The organism is Rhizobium leguminosarum bv. viciae (assembly GCF_012276115.1).
In the GTDB taxonomy this organism is placed as follows: domain Bacteria; phylum Pseudomonadota; class Alphaproteobacteria; order Rhizobiales; family Rhizobiaceae; genus Rhizobium; species Rhizobium leguminosarum_T.
The window spans coordinates 23,261-38,596 of the sequence record NZ_WIEU01000022.1 but is presented as its reverse complement, the minus strand read 5'-3'; the positions used below and the strand labels follow the sequence as shown (position 1 = coordinate 38,596).

16 protein-coding genes are annotated in these 15,336 nt (G+C 57.6%); 9 read left to right on the top strand and 7 right to left on the bottom strand.

Annotated features, from left to right (window positions below; translation table 11 throughout):
* Positions 1-93 precede the first annotated feature (93 nt).
* The 3 genes from socA to GFM02_RS28220 all read left to right on the top strand — a co-directional run bounded on the left by socA (position 94) and on the right by GFM02_RS28220 (position 3,233).
* A complete protein-coding gene (gene socA / locus GFM02_RS28230; protein WP_130772019.1) occupies positions 94-642 on the top strand; it encodes a type VI toxin-antitoxin system SocA family antitoxin in 549 nt (182 codons plus the stop codon).
* The gene (gene socB, locus GFM02_RS28225; protein ID WP_168323480.1) at positions 620-1,333 is read left to right on the top strand and encodes a type VI toxin-antitoxin system SocB family DNA replication inhibitor toxin; all 714 of its coding nucleotides are present in this window, start codon (positions 620-622) and stop codon (positions 1,331-1,333) included. The genes socA and socB overlap by 23 nt, the downstream gene beginning before the upstream one ends.
* Before the next feature lie 508 nt (positions 1,334-1,841).
* Positions 1,842-3,233, top strand: coding sequence for a reverse transcriptase domain-containing protein (locus GFM02_RS28220; protein WP_168323479.1), 1,392 nt, complete (start codon positions 1,842-1,844; stop codon positions 3,231-3,233).
* A gap of 1,489 nt (positions 3,234-4,722) precedes the next feature.
* Here the strand turns inward: GFM02_RS28220 and GFM02_RS28215 are convergent.
* From GFM02_RS28215 to GFM02_RS28205, 3 genes are all read right to left on the bottom strand, one after another.
* Positions 4,723-5,178 carry a hypothetical protein gene (locus tag GFM02_RS28215; protein ID WP_168323478.1) on the bottom strand — a complete coding sequence of 152 codons (456 nt, stop codon included), beginning with the start codon at positions 5,176-5,178 and terminating at the stop codon, positions 4,723-4,725.
* A gap of 240 nt (positions 5,179-5,418) precedes the next feature.
* Positions 5,419-5,751 (bottom strand): ArsR/SmtB family transcription factor, encoded by a 333-nt coding sequence (locus GFM02_RS28210; protein WP_168323477.1) that lies wholly within the window; start codon positions 5,749-5,751, stop codon positions 5,419-5,421.
* Positions 5,752-6,004: 253 nt separating this feature from the next.
* Positions 6,005-7,591 (bottom strand): AAA family ATPase, encoded by a 1,587-nt coding sequence (locus GFM02_RS28205; protein ID WP_168323476.1) that lies wholly within the window; start codon positions 7,589-7,591, stop codon positions 6,005-6,007.
* A 64-nt stretch (positions 7,592-7,655) separates the two neighbouring features.
* On the opposite strand from GFM02_RS28205, the gene GFM02_RS28200 reads away from it, so the two are divergent.
* Positions 7,656-8,495 (top strand): 3'(2'),5'-bisphosphate nucleotidase CysQ family protein, encoded by an 840-nt coding sequence (locus GFM02_RS28200; protein WP_168323475.1) that lies wholly within the window; start codon positions 7,656-7,658, stop codon positions 8,493-8,495.
* 9 nt (positions 8,496-8,504) lie between these two features.
* Here the strand turns inward: GFM02_RS28200 and GFM02_RS28195 are convergent, their stop codons facing one another.
* Entirely contained in the window at positions 8,505-9,488 is a 984-nt protein-coding gene (locus tag GFM02_RS28195; RefSeq protein ID WP_168268230.1) for a zinc-dependent alcohol dehydrogenase family protein, read from the bottom strand.
* Positions 9,489-9,691: 203 nt separating this feature from the next.
* Between GFM02_RS28195 and GFM02_RS28190 the strand changes: the two genes are divergently transcribed.
* Both GFM02_RS28190 and GFM02_RS28185 read left to right on the top strand, forming a co-directional pair.
* Positions 9,692-10,123, top strand: coding sequence for a DUF3775 domain-containing protein (locus tag GFM02_RS28190; protein WP_168323474.1), 432 nt, complete (start codon positions 9,692-9,694; stop codon positions 10,121-10,123).
* Between the two features lie 118 nt (positions 10,124-10,241).
* Positions 10,242-10,598, top strand: a complete 357-nt coding sequence (locus GFM02_RS28185; protein ID WP_168323473.1) for an SPW repeat protein — start codon at positions 10,242-10,244, stop codon at positions 10,596-10,598.
* Between the two features lie 351 nt (positions 10,599-10,949).
* Here GFM02_RS28185 and GFM02_RS28180 read toward each other — a convergent pair whose 3' ends face one another.
* On the bottom strand, positions 10,950-11,186 hold the full coding sequence (locus GFM02_RS28180; RefSeq protein WP_018244246.1) for a DUF2798 domain-containing protein: 237 nt from the start codon (positions 11,184-11,186) through the stop codon (positions 10,950-10,952).
* 233 nt (positions 11,187-11,419) lie between these two features.
* On the opposite strand from GFM02_RS28180, the gene GFM02_RS28175 reads away from it, so the two are divergent.
* Together GFM02_RS28175 and GFM02_RS28170 are read left to right on the top strand one after the other, a co-directional pair.
* Positions 11,420-12,142, top strand: coding sequence for a YoaK family protein (locus tag GFM02_RS28175; protein ID WP_168323472.1), 723 nt, complete (start codon positions 11,420-11,422; stop codon positions 12,140-12,142).
* Positions 12,143-12,210: 68 nt separating this feature from the next.
* Positions 12,211-12,999, top strand: a complete 789-nt coding sequence (locus GFM02_RS28170) for a YdcF family protein (RefSeq protein ID WP_168323471.1) — start codon at positions 12,211-12,213, stop codon at positions 12,997-12,999.
* Between the two features lie 3 nt (positions 13,000-13,002).
* Here the strand turns inward: GFM02_RS28170 and GFM02_RS28165 are convergent, their stop codons facing one another.
* Complete coding sequence (locus GFM02_RS28165; protein WP_003544300.1) at positions 13,003-13,476, bottom strand: hypothetical protein; 474 nt, start codon at positions 13,474-13,476, stop codon at positions 13,003-13,005.
* A gap of 325 nt (positions 13,477-13,801) precedes the next feature.
* Here GFM02_RS28165 and GFM02_RS28160 point away from each other — a divergent pair, with 325 nt between their 5' ends.
* Positions 13,802-14,437, top strand: coding sequence for a trimeric intracellular cation channel family protein (locus GFM02_RS28160; RefSeq protein WP_131640083.1), 636 nt, complete (start codon positions 13,802-13,804; stop codon positions 14,435-14,437).
* Positions 14,438-14,658: 221 nt separating this feature from the next.
* Here GFM02_RS28160 and irrA read toward each other — a convergent pair whose 3' ends face one another.
* Positions 14,659-15,078, bottom strand: a complete 420-nt coding sequence (gene irrA / locus GFM02_RS28155; protein ID WP_028743599.1) for an iron response transcriptional regulator IrrA — start codon at positions 15,076-15,078, stop codon at positions 14,659-14,661.
* Positions 15,079-15,336: the final 258 nt, after the last annotated feature.

Here is a 15,336-nt window from a genome sequence, read left to right as displayed (position 1 = left end):
GGGTATCGAGGATATTAACCACCAGCAGCGTAGCTTTTCGATTCGCGTTAGGCGAAACTACAGGCCAACCATCGGAGAGATGAGCAATATGTCATGAGCGGGGGATATGACCCACGGGCTGTAGCGAACCTCATGCTGGATGAAGCGGATAGGCTTGGCATTCAGCTCACGAACCTCTCCCTCCAAAAGCTGCTTTACTTCGCCCATGGCATTTACCTGATGCAGACCAAGACGCCACTTGTCTCAGGCTATTTCGAGGCATGGCAGTACGGTCCGGTGCACCCGTCCGCCTATCGCGCATTCAAGGATGCCGGTTCATCGGCAATCACGTTTCGGGCTAAAGGCCAAGACATCCTCACAGGCCAACCCCGCGCGATAACGACTCCTAGCGACGTTCGGTTGACCGGCTTGCTTCAGCAGGTTCTCAATTCCTATGGTCGCATGCCCACCGGCCGTCTCGTGGACCTTTCTCACGCAAAGGACTCTCCATGGTCGCATGTGGTGGACCGGGCAAAGGCAGAAGTTGCATTCGGTTTGCGAATCTCCGATACTGTAATCATTGATCGATTCCGTCACCATAAGGTCTCGATCGGTGCGGAACCGTTATCTGGAGACCCAAGTGACGACACCCCTTTTGCCTGACACTGATCTAGCGCGGATTGCTCCCCTCCCGGACGACATGAAGCGGGCCGCTCTGAGGCAAATGAAGTCCGGCTTCTCTACCTTCTCCTACAAGCATGTTCGCTCCTGCTTCGGTGACCTCTTCAACATACAGCCTGCTTTGTTTGGTCTCTCCGAGGCGACACCTTACGACAAGGTTGATGAGCGGTTGGTTCGGGTCTGCAAGGCGGGCGCTGAGCTAAAGAACAATAGGCAAATTGCCAAGGCGCTACACGCGTTCGCCACCTCAGCCGGGGTTACAGGAAGGCACCATGATTTTTTTCCGCTGGCTATGGGGATTGGGCGCAAGGTAAGTTTCTGGCTACCTATGGTCTTGGCGCTCGAGGAGCAGCCCTACGCAGTCTTCATAGACCCTCGCCGGACCCGAGGTTTGACCCAAGATGCGCGGCGATTTGCATTCTCCATGATGCATGAGCGCATTCGGGCCTCTGATGACGATTTTTCAGACATCAACTTTGCTATTATCCGCTTCGGTGCTGATGACGAGCAGGACTGCCGCGCCGTTCGGTTCTTCAGTGATGACGGCGTTGACCTTTATTCGCTGGACGAGCTGGAAAGTTTGGTGGCCTCTACCTATCGCATTTGGCAGGAAGTCTGGGACGAGCGCACCGCCGAGACCCGGCGGCGCAAAGGCACCGGCAGCTTCTTCTAGGATCAGAGCCTAGTCGAGTTCATCATGACGTGGTCCGCAACAGAAACTTATCGGCCGGGCGCAGGGGTGATGGCGAGCGGAGCGGGAACCATTGCCATTTCCACCTGTGGCTACCAACGCTAGCTGTAGCATGCAGGTCTGCATCCAGGTTGGGGGAAACACTTCTTTTGCAACTTGGAGACTTGCAATTAAGCGGTTGCATCTCCTATATATACTCGCGCTCCGCAAATGGGTCGCATCTGGCGCGATAGTCTTCAGACTGGAGGCGTCCGAGCTTTAGTTGAAACTGTCAAGGTTTCCGAGAATATTTATGATGAGATCCATTAGGATTTCCTTGTGATGACGACGATGCCATATGCTGGACAGCATACTGACAATATAGACGATTACATCGAAGAAGTGCCTTACATCCTAAACGGTGCGGAGCAAGGTTGTGACTATAAGGGCACATGGTCACCTTGCTCCCTCTCGCTCGTCTGCTTTGGACGGTTGGGCCTTCAGGCCGAAAATGTATCCTCACTTTGATTCTTTTCTAACTGAGACAGAGGCTCGTGCGCTTGCTTCGGACCCTGCAAGAGTTGCTGCTCATTCCTTCTATCCGTTCATCTTGTATCACCAGCGATGGACCAAGTTCACCGCAAAGGGCACGAAGGGCAAAGTCAAGGAGCGGCCCATTCGCTTCGCGGCTCGCGCCGACGCCTATATCTTCAGCTACTATCGTCACCTTCTTTCAGCTCCATTCGAAGCCAGGCTCAAGGAACTCGACCTCGGTGACAGTGTTCTTGCATATCGGCGAATCGCGAACCCAGGTGGTGGCGGCAAGTGCAACATCCACTTTGCGCTGGATGCCGTGAACGCAATTAGGAAACTTGGTAACTGCAGCGCAATCGCTCTCGATATCAGTAGCTTCTTCGAAAGCCTTGATCACGAAATGCTTCGGGCCCGTTGGTGCGATTTACTAAAGGTCAGCCGCCTCCCGCCCGATCACTATGCAGTGTTCAAGGCAATGACCCGGTATTCTGTGATAGATCGAGAGGGGCTTTACGAGCGCCTCGGTTTTTGGGGACAAAAGCACGTCTCCAGAGATGGCGTCCCTATCAAAGGGTTTCTGGTGGATGAGAGCGCGATACCATTACAGCTTTGCAACGGGACGGATTTCCGTCAGAAGATCGCAGGCGGAAATGGTCTACGTTCGCTCATCGAAGTTCACCGCAAACCTTACGGAATACCACAAGGCTCCCCCATCTCGGACCTGCTCGCAAATTTCTATCTCATGCAGTTTGACAAGGTTGTAGCAACCAGAGTGAGAGAGCTGGGAGGGGCCTACTTCAGATACTCCGATGACATTCTTATCGTTGCGCCAATCGAGGCAGATGCTGCTGTCGACCTGGAAGCGTGGGTTCGTCAAGAGATTGTCTGTCACGGTCCGAAGCTTCAAATCAAGGCTGAGAAGTCTGCCATCTTCCGATATTGGGGAACCGGTGGAGACCAAACTTGGATCAGAATTGCTGGAGAACAGGGTAAGAATGGCATCGAGTACCTGGGTTTTCGCTATGATGGAAACAGCATGTTCCTTCGAGACAGCACGCTAAGCGGGCTCCAAAGGAAGGCTGCGTCAAGTGCAATGAGGCTAGCGCTTTCGTTGGTCCAGCGTTACCCCGGCAAATCGTCAAGCGATATTCTTACCGATGTCAACCTAAGCACTTTCCTTCAACGATACGGCCGAGTCCACGACTTCGAGTCTAAGGCCGACAACGTCAAGAATTGGACTTTCTGGACGTACGCCACCAAGGCAGCAAGCATCACCGCCCCACTTGGACTCCCAATTTTCAAGCAGCTCCGCAACTATCGGCGAAACATGCGGAACCATGTGAAGAGAGCCTTAGAAAAGAAGGCCTAGCACGTGTTCCAAATCCTCGCGTGTTCACTTCTTAATAGCGTGACGCCTTTTGAGCGCCGCCGATTGCTAGAAGCGGACGAGCGTCATAATGCAGGCACTTCGAGGACTGCTGCTTTCGAACGAAAAAGGCGTTCCCACCTAGACGGATCAGAGCAGATCGAGACATGGTGTATGAAATGGAGGCCACCCCGGATGCCTTCACGCCAAGCGGATTGGTGATGGCCGCTGACTATACCAGCTGGCGCAAGAACCGGGTGATGATAAAGGGACCAGGGGAGGTCTGGAGTTGAGCAACACATCTGACTGGCAAACGACTGAGCCGCCTATCGAGACGGATATCGAGTTTGAGCGCGACGACAATACTTTCGGCTCTGGTAAGCTGATAACGTTCGGAACTATGAGCTTGACCGGCACCCACGAGAAGCTGGGCAGCCGACCCTCTCAACTCTATTGCCAAAAAGACAATCAAGACGCTGCGTTCGGCGTCCGCAAGTGGCGGAGTGTGCAAGGCCCTATCCTTGTTGGGGGAGGATGAGCGATTGACGGCTGGCACGCATATTCTAACCCTCCCTGCCGCTATGCTCCGCAGGGGCTTTTGGCTGTATGTTTGGCGTGTGGAGACCACGAAGGGTGAGATGCTCTATGTTGGCCGCACAGGCGACAATTCCAGCCCCCACGCAACCGCTCCGTTCACTCGCATGGGCCAACATCTAGGTTATGCTCCCAATCAGAACGCACTACGCAGACACCTCAAAGCTGAAGGCATAGAGGCCGAGGAGTGTGGGACCTTTCATCTCATTTCGCATGGCCCCCTTTTCGAAGAGGTGAGAAGAAAGGACGGTGACGACCGCGCGGCGTTGATGGAATTGCATATACCGGTTCGAAATATTGTCGGTGCGTTTGAGAAGGTCCTTGCGGAGGAGCTGAAATCCGCCGGATACAGGGTACTCAATACAGTCAAATGGAAACACCCCCATGATATCGAAGGGTGGAATGCAGTGAGGGAGGCCTTCTCCTTGCACTTCCCACGCTTAATGTCATCATGCGGTTAAGACTCGGCCTGCACCATTGCAGCTAGCCGTCGAGCACACCGCGATACATGATGCAGTTAGCTGACATGCCCAATGTTCGCGTTGGGATCTGCGCTAGGTCAATTCCGAAGGTCGGGAGGAACAGCTCTTTGCTGCGCTTCCAGGCCTCCCGGCTTTTAGCATCTTGGCTGGCGTCATGAAGCGCAACGCGCCCAACAATCTTGCGGCAGTCATTCTCATAATGGGCGGTCGCTAGGTGAGCGTGCCAAACAAGATCAATTGCGACGAACGGAACGCTACCGAGGGAGAGTCCCCCTTGAATTTAGGGGTCACGCATCTCAGAGGCCAGCTACGTGCCAGTGACCGCGCGATTTCCCCCCGGTACCCCTCGATGGGACCCAAATACATGCGATTTCTGAGCCACGCCGGCACTAGATTGGTTCAAGCTTTCGATACCTCTATGCATCTCGCAAGCTGTTCGCGAGGTGCCACTTCTCTCCGGGCCGACGTATCCAAAGGTCTCGCCACGCGTTGCGCGAGGTATTGTTGGCGGCCATGCTGGCGAATTGCGATGGGGAGCACGGGTTACCGTCAAAGTAAATCTGCTGATGCCTTACTTCTGCGGTGCTTTCTTTTCCCTTGTAGTGAGCTTTGAGTAAGGTCCCGTTGGGAAGGAAGACCCGATGCCAGTAATATCCTTTCGTCGGGTCCCCGAAGTGCTCTTCTTCGCTCTGCAGGCTTTCGGCAACCTCTTCTGCGTGCGAATCCGACCAGATAACGGCGTCCCCTAGCGTCCGATCAAGGTAGTCACCAACAATATTTGAGATAAGGCCAGCAACGTCGGCACGTCCTCTCGACCGAATAACGATTTCGGAAACGAGGTGCTGTGGGATGGCAATCGAGATGTCGGACATTGAGTTCTCCGCTCCTAGGCGCTCTACTATTACAGAACTATTTTTGCTACACCAATCGTCTCACTAGAGCAAGCCGTTGTGAGTCCGTACCAAGCCTCGCCTTTGAGCCTCACACAAGTACGATTGACAATTTGAGACTAAGCGCTTGCCTCCATTCAACCGAATGGATCGCACCATCACACTGTGGGATCTGCGGCAGGCCACCTTGGCAGGATCGAGGCTCCGGCCGATCGTCGATCTTCACGCGGCCTCGGGGCTGAAGTCCGAGAAGCCGAACTTCGACATCTGCAGCCCGCCGGGAAACAATATGCCGTTGAGAAGAGAGACGGCTTTCTCGCTTCGATGGCTGGCGAGCGAATAATAGATCGTTTGAGCTTCGCGGCGCGCCTTGACGACCTGCTGGCGTTTGAGCACGTTCCGATGGTGCGATAACGCCGACTGGCTGAGGCCGACACTTGTGGCGAGTTCCGTGGCTGAGATCTCACCCTTGGCCAGCGTGCGCAGCACAGATAAACGGCTGGCGTTGGCGAGCGCGGAAAAATAGTCCGCCAGTTCACGGTCATTTACGATCATCGCGTGCCTCCTCTGAACACGAAATGTACATTAGCGGCGGGCGAGATTTGCTCATTGACCTAACGCAAATCGCATAGTGAGAAGGCCGCGTCATCAAAACGCGCTGAAGGTCAGCACGGCCCGTGGTGAAAACGGACGCTGTTCGATCCGCAATCGTCCGGCGACGAAAGCAGGGCGCTGGCTTCAGCTTGACTATGCCAGCCATTTCGCCTGACGGCATCATGCGGTCGCGCTAGCGGACGGCTGATGCGGCTCAGGACGAGCAGTCTGCCGGTTGACAGGGGACGGGATCGAGGACTTTTGCCTTAATGCGCAGCATGATCTCCTCGGCGAGCCTTTCGGCGGGCTGCGTGGCGTCGAGGCGCGGCCATGCGACGGCGCCTGTCTCATGCGCGAGCTGGTGCGCCAGGATATCGACCGTCGCGTCGGAGGGGCTGCCAACCCGTGCCGCAACGCGCTGCCACAGCAGTGCCGGATCGGCTTCGAGCCAGAAGGCCGAAAAGGGATGGTGGCCTTCTTCCGCCGCTTCCTCGATCATCCGCCGGTGGACCGGCTTGTCGAAGACCGCATCGGCCACCGCCGAACTGCCTTCCGCAAGGATGAGACGAGCGCGCCAGGCCATCTCCTGATAGACCTTTGCCGAGACCTCTGGCCGGTACGCGGCCTTCGGCAGCCTGGTCTCCGCCGGAACGCCGTGCATTGCTTTGCGGATGCGGTCGCTTTCGATGATGCGTGCTCCCGGCGCGAGGCCGATCCGCGGCGCCAGCACTTCTGCAAGCGTTGTCTTTCCCGATCCGCTGAGGCCGCCGAGCGCGACGAGTTGTCCCGGCACCTGATGCAGGAGAGACCGGGCGAGCTGGAAATAGGAGCGCGCCTCATCGGTCAACATGGCCGCACGATCACCGGCATCCTCCGTCTGAGTGGCGATCACATGAGCCCGCACGGCAGCGCGTACGGCAATGAAGAACGTCAGTGCTGCAAAGCCGTCGTCCTCGTCCGTCTCGTCGAGATAACGGTTCATCACGAGGTTCGCGAACTCGGGATGCCCACGATGCCAGAGATCCATCAGCAGGAAGGCGAGGTCGTAGAGAATGTCAGTGGTGGCAATCTGATCGTTGAACTCGATGCAATCGAACAGGCATGGTTCGCCATCAAGCAAGAATATATTGCGGAGATGCAAGTCGCCATGGCAACGCCGGACCTTGCCGGCCAGCCCCCGTCGGTCCAGGAGCTGGGCGAGCCGCGCGAGGTGCCTCTCGAAGGCCCCGGTCAGTTCCTCGATCTCCTTGGCGGAAAAGACATGGCTGGTCGCAAAGCCGGCCTTATTGACCTTCAGCACCGCAGCCATGCTAGCCGCCCCGCCGTTGGCATTCACGACCGGCGCGAGACGATGAAAACCGACGATCGCCCTTGCAAGGGATGTCATCATCGACGAGGTCAATCCGCCGGAGGTGGCGATATGATCGAGTAGCAGCGACTGATCGAAACGCCGCATTTCCACCAGAGCATCATGCAGGGTCCCTTGACCATCAAGCGCAAGGCCACCGTCCTTTTCCAGCGTGATCGTCCTGACACCGAGATAGATGCCGGGCGCTGTGGGCGTGTTCAATTCCACCTCTCTCCGGCATGTCGCCAGCCTTTTCTCCGCCGAGGAGAAATCGGCATAGGGCAGCTTCACGGCGCGCTTCATCTTATAGGCGCGGTCCCCGGCAAGAAAAATGCGCGAGATATGCGTCTCGATCACTTCGACCGGCTGCCCATCCTGGGGCAATGCGTCGTTGAGAAAGGAAATGGTTGCCGACTGGTCTTCCGTGATCATCTGCAAACTTTCAGCTGACATGCCGCACTATCGAAAGCATCGCCCTGCCTCCGCGACAATGCATTGACCCGCATCAATGATGAAAATGAACCTGTCTTCGAGAAGGCAGCTTGTCGAAGCGCTGATCCCGGTGATCCGGAAAGCCGGCGATGCCGCGCTCGCGTTGCAGGACGACGACGTTGCGGTAAGAGCCAAACAGGACGGTTCATCCGTCGCCTCCGCCGATCTTGCCAGCAATGACATCCTGCGCGCAGCATGCCTGGCGCTCTTTTCGGCAATGCCTGTCGTCAGCGAAGAAGATAGCCTTGTCTTCGAGGCCCGCAAGGACTCAGATGCCGTTCTCGTAATCGATCCGCTCGACGGCACGAAGGAATTCATGGAAGGCCGAGACGAGTTTGCTGTCAATATCGCCCTGGTCGAGGATGGCCATGCGAGCGCGGGACTGATCTATGCACCCGCCCGTGACCGGCTTTTCTTCTCCTACGGCGCCGGACTTGCATTCGAGCAAACAGCCGGCGGTCAGCGCCGCAGTCTGCGCCGCCCTTCCGCTCCGCGGCGTCATCCGATCGCGGTCGTCAGCCGCTCTCATCACGATCCCCGGACCGAAGCGCTCCTGGCCGTGCTGCAGCCCTACGATTTTGAAGAAATCGGCTCATCACTGAAATTCGCTCTGCTGGCCACGGCCGAGGCCGATTTCTGTCTGCGCCTCGCCCCGACGATGATCTGGGACTGCGCTGCCGGCCAGGCGATCATCGAAGCAGCTGGCGGCGTCCTGCAGACGGACGGAACGTCCCTCATTTGCGACTGCAAGGGGAAACTCAAGCTGAATGGCTTCATCGCCGCGCGAACGCCACCGCTTGCTGCACGGCTGAGTGCAACCCTGCGGGAACTCGAAACCACATCCGCAGTTGCAGCCCAGCAATAGGCCCGTGGCTCAAGGCTTCAAGACGGCCGCTCCGCTCAATCGACCGGCACGCAAGTCGTCAAGCGCCGTATTGGCTTCGGTAAGCGGATAGACAATCGTATGGGTTCTGATGCCTGCCTGGCGGGCGATGGGGAAGAATTCCTCCGCATCCTTGCGCGTGAGATTTGCGACCGAAACAACGCTTCTCTCCCCCCAAATCAGCGCATAGGGCATAGCCGGAAGATCACTCATGTGGATACCTCCGCAGACGACCCTGCCGCCCTTGCGCACCGCCTTCAGCGCTGCCGGCACGAGTTCGCCGACCGGAGCGAAGATGATTGCCGCGTCGAGCATGACGGGCGAAGGTTCATCCGAGCTTCCCGCCCACGAAGCGCCAAGGCTGAGCGCGAAACGTTGCGCTGCCTCATCGCCGGTGCGTGAGAAAGCATAGACCTGACGGCCCTGCCAGCGGCATATTTGCGCGATGATATGGGCGGCTGCACCGAATCCGTAAAGTCCGATTCGGGCACCGTCACCAGCCTTTTTCAGCGAACGCCAGCCAATGAGACCCGCGCATAGCAGCGGCGCAAGAGCGACCGGATCGGTCTCGCCGTCAAGTGCAAATGCATAATCTGCGTCGGCAACCACATGGGTGGCAAAACCTCCGTCGCGCGTATAGCCGGTAAATTGCGGCTCGTCGCAGAGATTTTCATCTCCGGTGCGGCAGAACGAGCAGCAGCCGCATGTGTGGCCGAGCCAGGGCACACCAACCCTTTGCCCTATGCGCGATGACGCGACACCTTCCCCAACAGCCTCGACGATGCCGACGATCTCATGGCCGGGAACGAGTGGAAGCTTCGGGTTCGGAAGATCGCCGTCACAGACGTGAAGATCCGTCCTGCAGACGGCGCAAGCTTCGATCCTCAACATCAACTGGCCCGTTCCAGGTGCGGGATTAGCGCGCTCTACCAGACGCAAGGGGGTCCCGATCCTTTCCAAAATCATCGCTTGCATCAGCTTCTCCTCATCTCGCAAACCGGCACCCTTTTGAAAACGCGTCAATCGGCATGGACGCGCGTCAAGGATACGTCCTGCCCATTCTCGTTTGCCGTTTTCGTTACGTGACGACGGCCCAGATTGATCCTTCTCAATGCAACGGCATTCCAATGTCACATGTGGTATAGTTGAAATGAAATAGCGGGCGCGGAGGCCACTTCATGAATGACGCTGTGAACGAGGCATGGAGGCCGAGCATTTCGCCGGAGACCGTCCGCTTTCTCATCCTCAAGGGCAAGCAGTTCGACGTCAAGGATGTTGTCACTGAACCCGATCCGGGCTCGAATGCGAGTGACGATGGGATGATCGAAGTGCTGGAGGACCATGACGACGATCCCGTCGAGGCGGAACTCAGGAGTGCAATCTGGGCTCTCAACGAAGACGAACAGATCGACCTGGTCGCGTTGGCATGGCTCGGCCGAGGCGATGGGAATGTCGATGATTGGGATGAACTGCGCAGCTTGGCTGCCGATGCGCACAATACGCGCACGGCGGCTTATCTTCTCGGCCTGCCCCTCCTGCCGGATTATCTCGAAGAGGCGCTCGACCAGTTCGGGCAGACGTCCACGGACGACGCGCTGGGCCGGCTCTGATATCGCCGGCACCCAAAGCGGCAGCCGGGGAATTTCCTCAGCTGCAATGAATGTCGATCCAACGCCATGACCTGAGCTGCATGACTGTGAATGGCTCTGGAGAGCAAGGAGATCAGCAATGAACCGTCGCCGTTGGCAAGACCACGTCGCCTTTATCGTGGGAATATGGCTCATCAGTTCCCCTTGGGCATTCGGAAGATTTAGTCCGGACTCCATGCCTATGGGGTCGGCCGCCTGGAATTTCCTTGTCTGCGGAACCGCTATCTCTATCCTAGGCTTGGCTGCTCTGGCATCGTACCGTTTTTGGGAAGAATGGGTTAATCTTCTGATCGGTGTCTGGCTTGTCGCCTCGCCATGGATTCTCCAGTACGTTCAAGAGCCGCTCCTCGTTTGGAATGCTTTCATCTGCGGCATTCTCCTCGTTGTTCTCGGCGTATGGGCGCTTCGCGGCGCAAACCTATCTGAACGTCGCTGAAGGACGGCTTGCGGATGACGAAATGACATATACGGCGCAGGTGCCTTCACGATTGGATGGGCCGGCAACGTCTGGACCCATCGGATGATCACGCTCCAGCTGCAGAGTTTTCACTCCGAAATCCGTCCAACGTTTTCCGGCTTGGTTTTGACATGCGCACGTTGCCGCCATGCAAGGAGATCATCTGCGCCATTCGGATGCGCCCATCCGGTTCGACCTCGCCACGATCATATTTCGCGGACGCAATCCGGCTGAACAGATCGATATTTTCCCGCAGTGTCTTGGAAAAGGCGCTCCCCCGACCTGAACTCCGGCGGGCCGCTTGCGCAGCCAGCCGGCGCCTCACGCTCTTCACATCTCGACGATAACAGCCGTCACCCGCTTGACTACTGGCAGAACCAATAGCAGGACGGGAAAGGCGATCGCCCAGGAGAGTGCCCATGCGGAGGGCCACATGGCAAGTGCAGGCGCGGTCAGGCCCTGTGCTCTCACGATGCTGATCGCCGAGACGACTGATGTCATCAGCAGCGAGAGGATGAGTGGCATGACGATCGTATTGTAACGTTTGGGGAGTTTGCCTTTGGGCATTTTGATCTCCGTAAGGTGTCGATCAGACAATTGCGCAGCACCGATCGACGGGTTGCGCGTTGATTGACGTAAACGCTTACGGAGCTTCGATCTGAAGCAACGCCGCCTCTATGGCCGAAAATATGTTGTCGTTCAAGTCCGCCCCACCTTCCGATCGCCTTTGCCAATTCCTCAATGAGTAGATGTATGTTGTTGCCGCAATCTCAGCGATTCGGCTCCAGGACCCTCACCCAATGACCAGATCAAGACGCCGCCGCATCATCCGGACCCGCCGAACCCTGACCGGGCTCGCCCTCGTCGGCTCGATTTCCTTTCTGGCCGGCATGACCGATGCGACCGGTCTTCTGCTCACCGGCGACTTCGTTTCCTTCATGACAGGCAATACGACGCGTGCCGCACTGGCCTTGAGCGAGGGCAATCTTTATCACGCGGCAGTCCTGGTCTGCGCCATCATCGTCTTCGTGCTTGGCAATGCGGCAGGCATCGTCATCTCCCATGTCTCCGAGCGCCGCATCTTCGTGGTGCTTGGCTGCGTCGGGCTGGTTCTGGCACTCGCCTCGATGATGACGGTGCAGAACATGCTCTTCGCACGGTTCTACATGATCGTTTTTTCCATGGGCATGGTGAATGCTGCCGTCGAACACATCGAAGGCCTGCCGATCGGGCTGACCTACGTGACCGGCGCCCTGTCGCGTTTCGGCCGCGGCATCGGCCGCTGGATCATCGGCGATCGTCGTGTCGAATGGACGATCCAGATCGTGCCCTGGGGCGGTATGGTGCTCGGCGCGATCGCCGGGGCCGTCCTGACACGGCTGACGGGTGCGCACGCGCTGTGGCTGGTCTCCATCTTCGCCATGGTGCTTGCGCTTGTCGCCATGCTCATCCCGCGGCCGCTTCAGCGCCGCTTCAATCAGAAGATCGCACCGAGCGGATCGGCCATCACGCGCGCGAAATAAAACCGTCGCATTCCCGTTACCGTCGAATCGGATAAAAAGGACCGCCGCCAATCCTAAAGGAGTGGGTCTTGTTTCTGATTTCGAAGCTTGTCTGGATTTTCGCTCAGCCGCTGTCGTTGGCATTCTTCCTCGTCTTCTTTGCCCTGCTTGCCGGACTTCTGCGCTGGCGTATCTTAAGTGTCCTCGGCGCAGCCGGTTCAGCCCTCATCCTCTTCGTCACGCTCTACACCACGGCCGGCAACCTGCTGATGCAGGGTCTCGAGCAGCGGTTTGCAAAGCCCGTCGTCGATCCCGATAGCCTGCAATGCATGATCGTGCTCGGCGGCGCCTTCGAAAACGAGGTGAACACGGCGCGCCACGGCATAGAATTCAATGGTGGAGCCGACCGCTTCGTCGAAGCCCTGCGGCTGGCGCAGAAATTTCCGCAGTCGCGCATTCTGGTATCGGGCGGCGACGGCTCCATCTCAGGCATCTATGAAGGCGATGCGGCGGCATCCGAGCGTTTCTTCCCGCTCTTCGGCGTCGGCAGGGATCGCCTGATCGAGGAGAGGCAATCGCGCACGACCTTCGAAAACGCCGTCAACACCAAGGAATTCCTGGCAAGCCAGGGGCTTTCCAATTGCCTGCTGATCACGTCGGGTTTCCACATGCCGCGCTCCGTCGGCATCTTCCGCAAGCTCGGCATCGATATCGTGCCCTGGCCGACCGATTATCGCACCGACGGCCAGGTGAGGCCGGGGTTGGATTTTACCCAGCCGAACCTCAATGCGCAGAACATGGCGACGGCGATCCGCGAATGGTACGGCTTGGTCGGTTATTATCTCGCCGGCCGCACGTCCGAACTCTATCCGAGCTGAGAGCTACTTCTTCGAGATGGTGACGAATTTCGTGCCGCGGACGCGGGCCGTCACGATGCAGGGATCACCTTCGGTGCGGTCGCAGAAGCGCGGATGCATCTTCATCGCCAGGACCATGTTGCCGAAGCGCTGGACGAAATCGTAGCCATAGATCTGTGCCGTCGCGATCATGAAATAACCGCCTTCGGCAACCTGCAGGTAGAAATTATAGGTGCAGCCGTCGTCATTGCATTGCGGCCCCTTCTGCCCGTCGCAGGTCAGCTGGCCCTCGTTGACCACCGCGTCGATCAGGCCGTCATTGTTGATGTCCTGCCGGATGATGAAACCGTCGGCAAACTCGGCCGTCTTGCACTGCTCCTGGAAATGTTTCTTCTCGTAGATCTCAGGGTCGGAGATCAGTGATTGCTGACTGAGGGCGACAGCCGGCATGGCAAGCAGCAGGACGATATTCAGAACGGCGAGCACCAGCGTTTTCACGGCTTTCCTCTTTTGGATAAAGGCTCTGTAGCAATACATGTCATCCAAAACTGTGCAGCGGTTTGGGACAACGACATGCATCGAATAAAGACTTAAAGCGCGTCGCACGAATCCGACTCGACAAGACGCGCTTGGCTTTATGGCGCCGCCGCCTTGCGCCGCCCTTGCCGCCGTGATTGATTCCCGAGAACAGGATGATTTTAGGCCTAGTTGGCCTAAAATCTGAATCCTGTTCTCAATTCAAGAGTGAGAGCATGATGTCGTCCGAAAACCGCTCACACTTTTCGGCATCATGCTCTGAACTTCCGCCGGTTCCGGGGCTCGCATGTCTCTGCTCGTCTATCTCGATTATGCCGGCATTGCGCTGTTTGCCGCAACAGGCGCTCTTGCCGCCTCGCGCAAGCAACTGGACCTGATCGGTTTTTTGTTTTTCGCCATGGTGACGGGAACCGGCGGCGGCACCGTGCGCGATATCGTGCTCGGCCGCGTGCCGGTCTTCTGGGTGCTGAACCCCGCCTATATCCTCGTCTGCTGCATCGTGGGCGTCATCGTTTTCTTCACCGCTCACCTGCTGGAATCGCGCTATCGGCTGCTGATCTGGCTGGATGCGATCGGCCTTGCCGCCTATTGCGTGATCGGCGCTGCCAAGGGCCTCGCCGCCACCGGTTCGCCGACAATTGCGATCGTCACCGGCACGCTGACGGCGACCTTCGGCGGCATCCTGCGCGATCTGATGGCAAACGAGCCTTCGGTGCTGTTGAGGCCGGAAATCTACGTGACCGCGGCCCTCATCGGCGCCAGCGTGTTTACGCTCGCCAATGCGCTTGGAATGCAGCTCTATCTGGCGTCTGCCTGCGGCGTCGTGGCGGCCTTTGGGGTGCGCGGTGGAGCGCTGTGGTTCGGCTGGACCTTCCCGACCTACAGGCACAAGCCCGGCCGGCATCCCGACGATGTCATGTGAAGCCTAATGCATGTCGCCCAAAAGTGCGCAGCGGTTTTGGGACAACGACATGCATAAAAATAAAGATCTAAAGGGCGTCGCATGAGGCCGATTCGGTGCGACGCGCTAAAGCATGTCGCGCAAAAGTGTGAAGCGGTTTTGCGACAACGACATGCGTAAAAACAAAGATCTAAAGCGCGAGGAGCGAATCTGAAAGATCGCGTCGCGCTTTAGAGGCGTCGTCAGCTCTGCTTCGCTCGCAGGCGGATCACCACGTCGACATGGGCGATCTCCATGCCTTCGGGCGGTTCCGGCAGATTGGCGATCGTGAGGTTGCTGACGGGAATGTCGAGAACCTCGTTTTCGCCTTCGACGAAGAAATGGTGATGGTCGGAAACATTGGTGTCGAAATAGGTCTTGGCGCTCTCGACGGCGAGAACGCGGATGAGACCGGCTTCCGTGAACTGGTGCAGCGTGTTGTAAACGGTTGCCAACGACACCGGCACACCGGCGGCAACCGCCTCCTCATGCAGTTCCTCGACGGTCAAATGCCGGTCGCCCTTGGCAAACAGGAGGTCGCCAAGCGCGACACGCTGGCGAGTAGGCCGCAGGCCCGCACCGCGCAGCCTTACCTCTATTGCGATCGGGAATGCACCCGTCATCAAAACCAACTCCGGTTATTCTGGCATAAAGCAATCATGTTTCTTTAAGCGGTATAACTTTTGCATCGGAGCCTTTCAATAGTTCAATGGGGACGGGAGCCTGATAAACGCGGCAAAAACGGGCTTTTGACGCAATTAGGTCTGGTCCCAGCCCTAGCCTTCCTGTATGCGACCACCAAATAATGGCGCAAGCCTGGTCCGGGGCGATGAATGAAGCTGCCTTGCTTGTGCTTCATTTTCTGAAGAACTTGGACTACA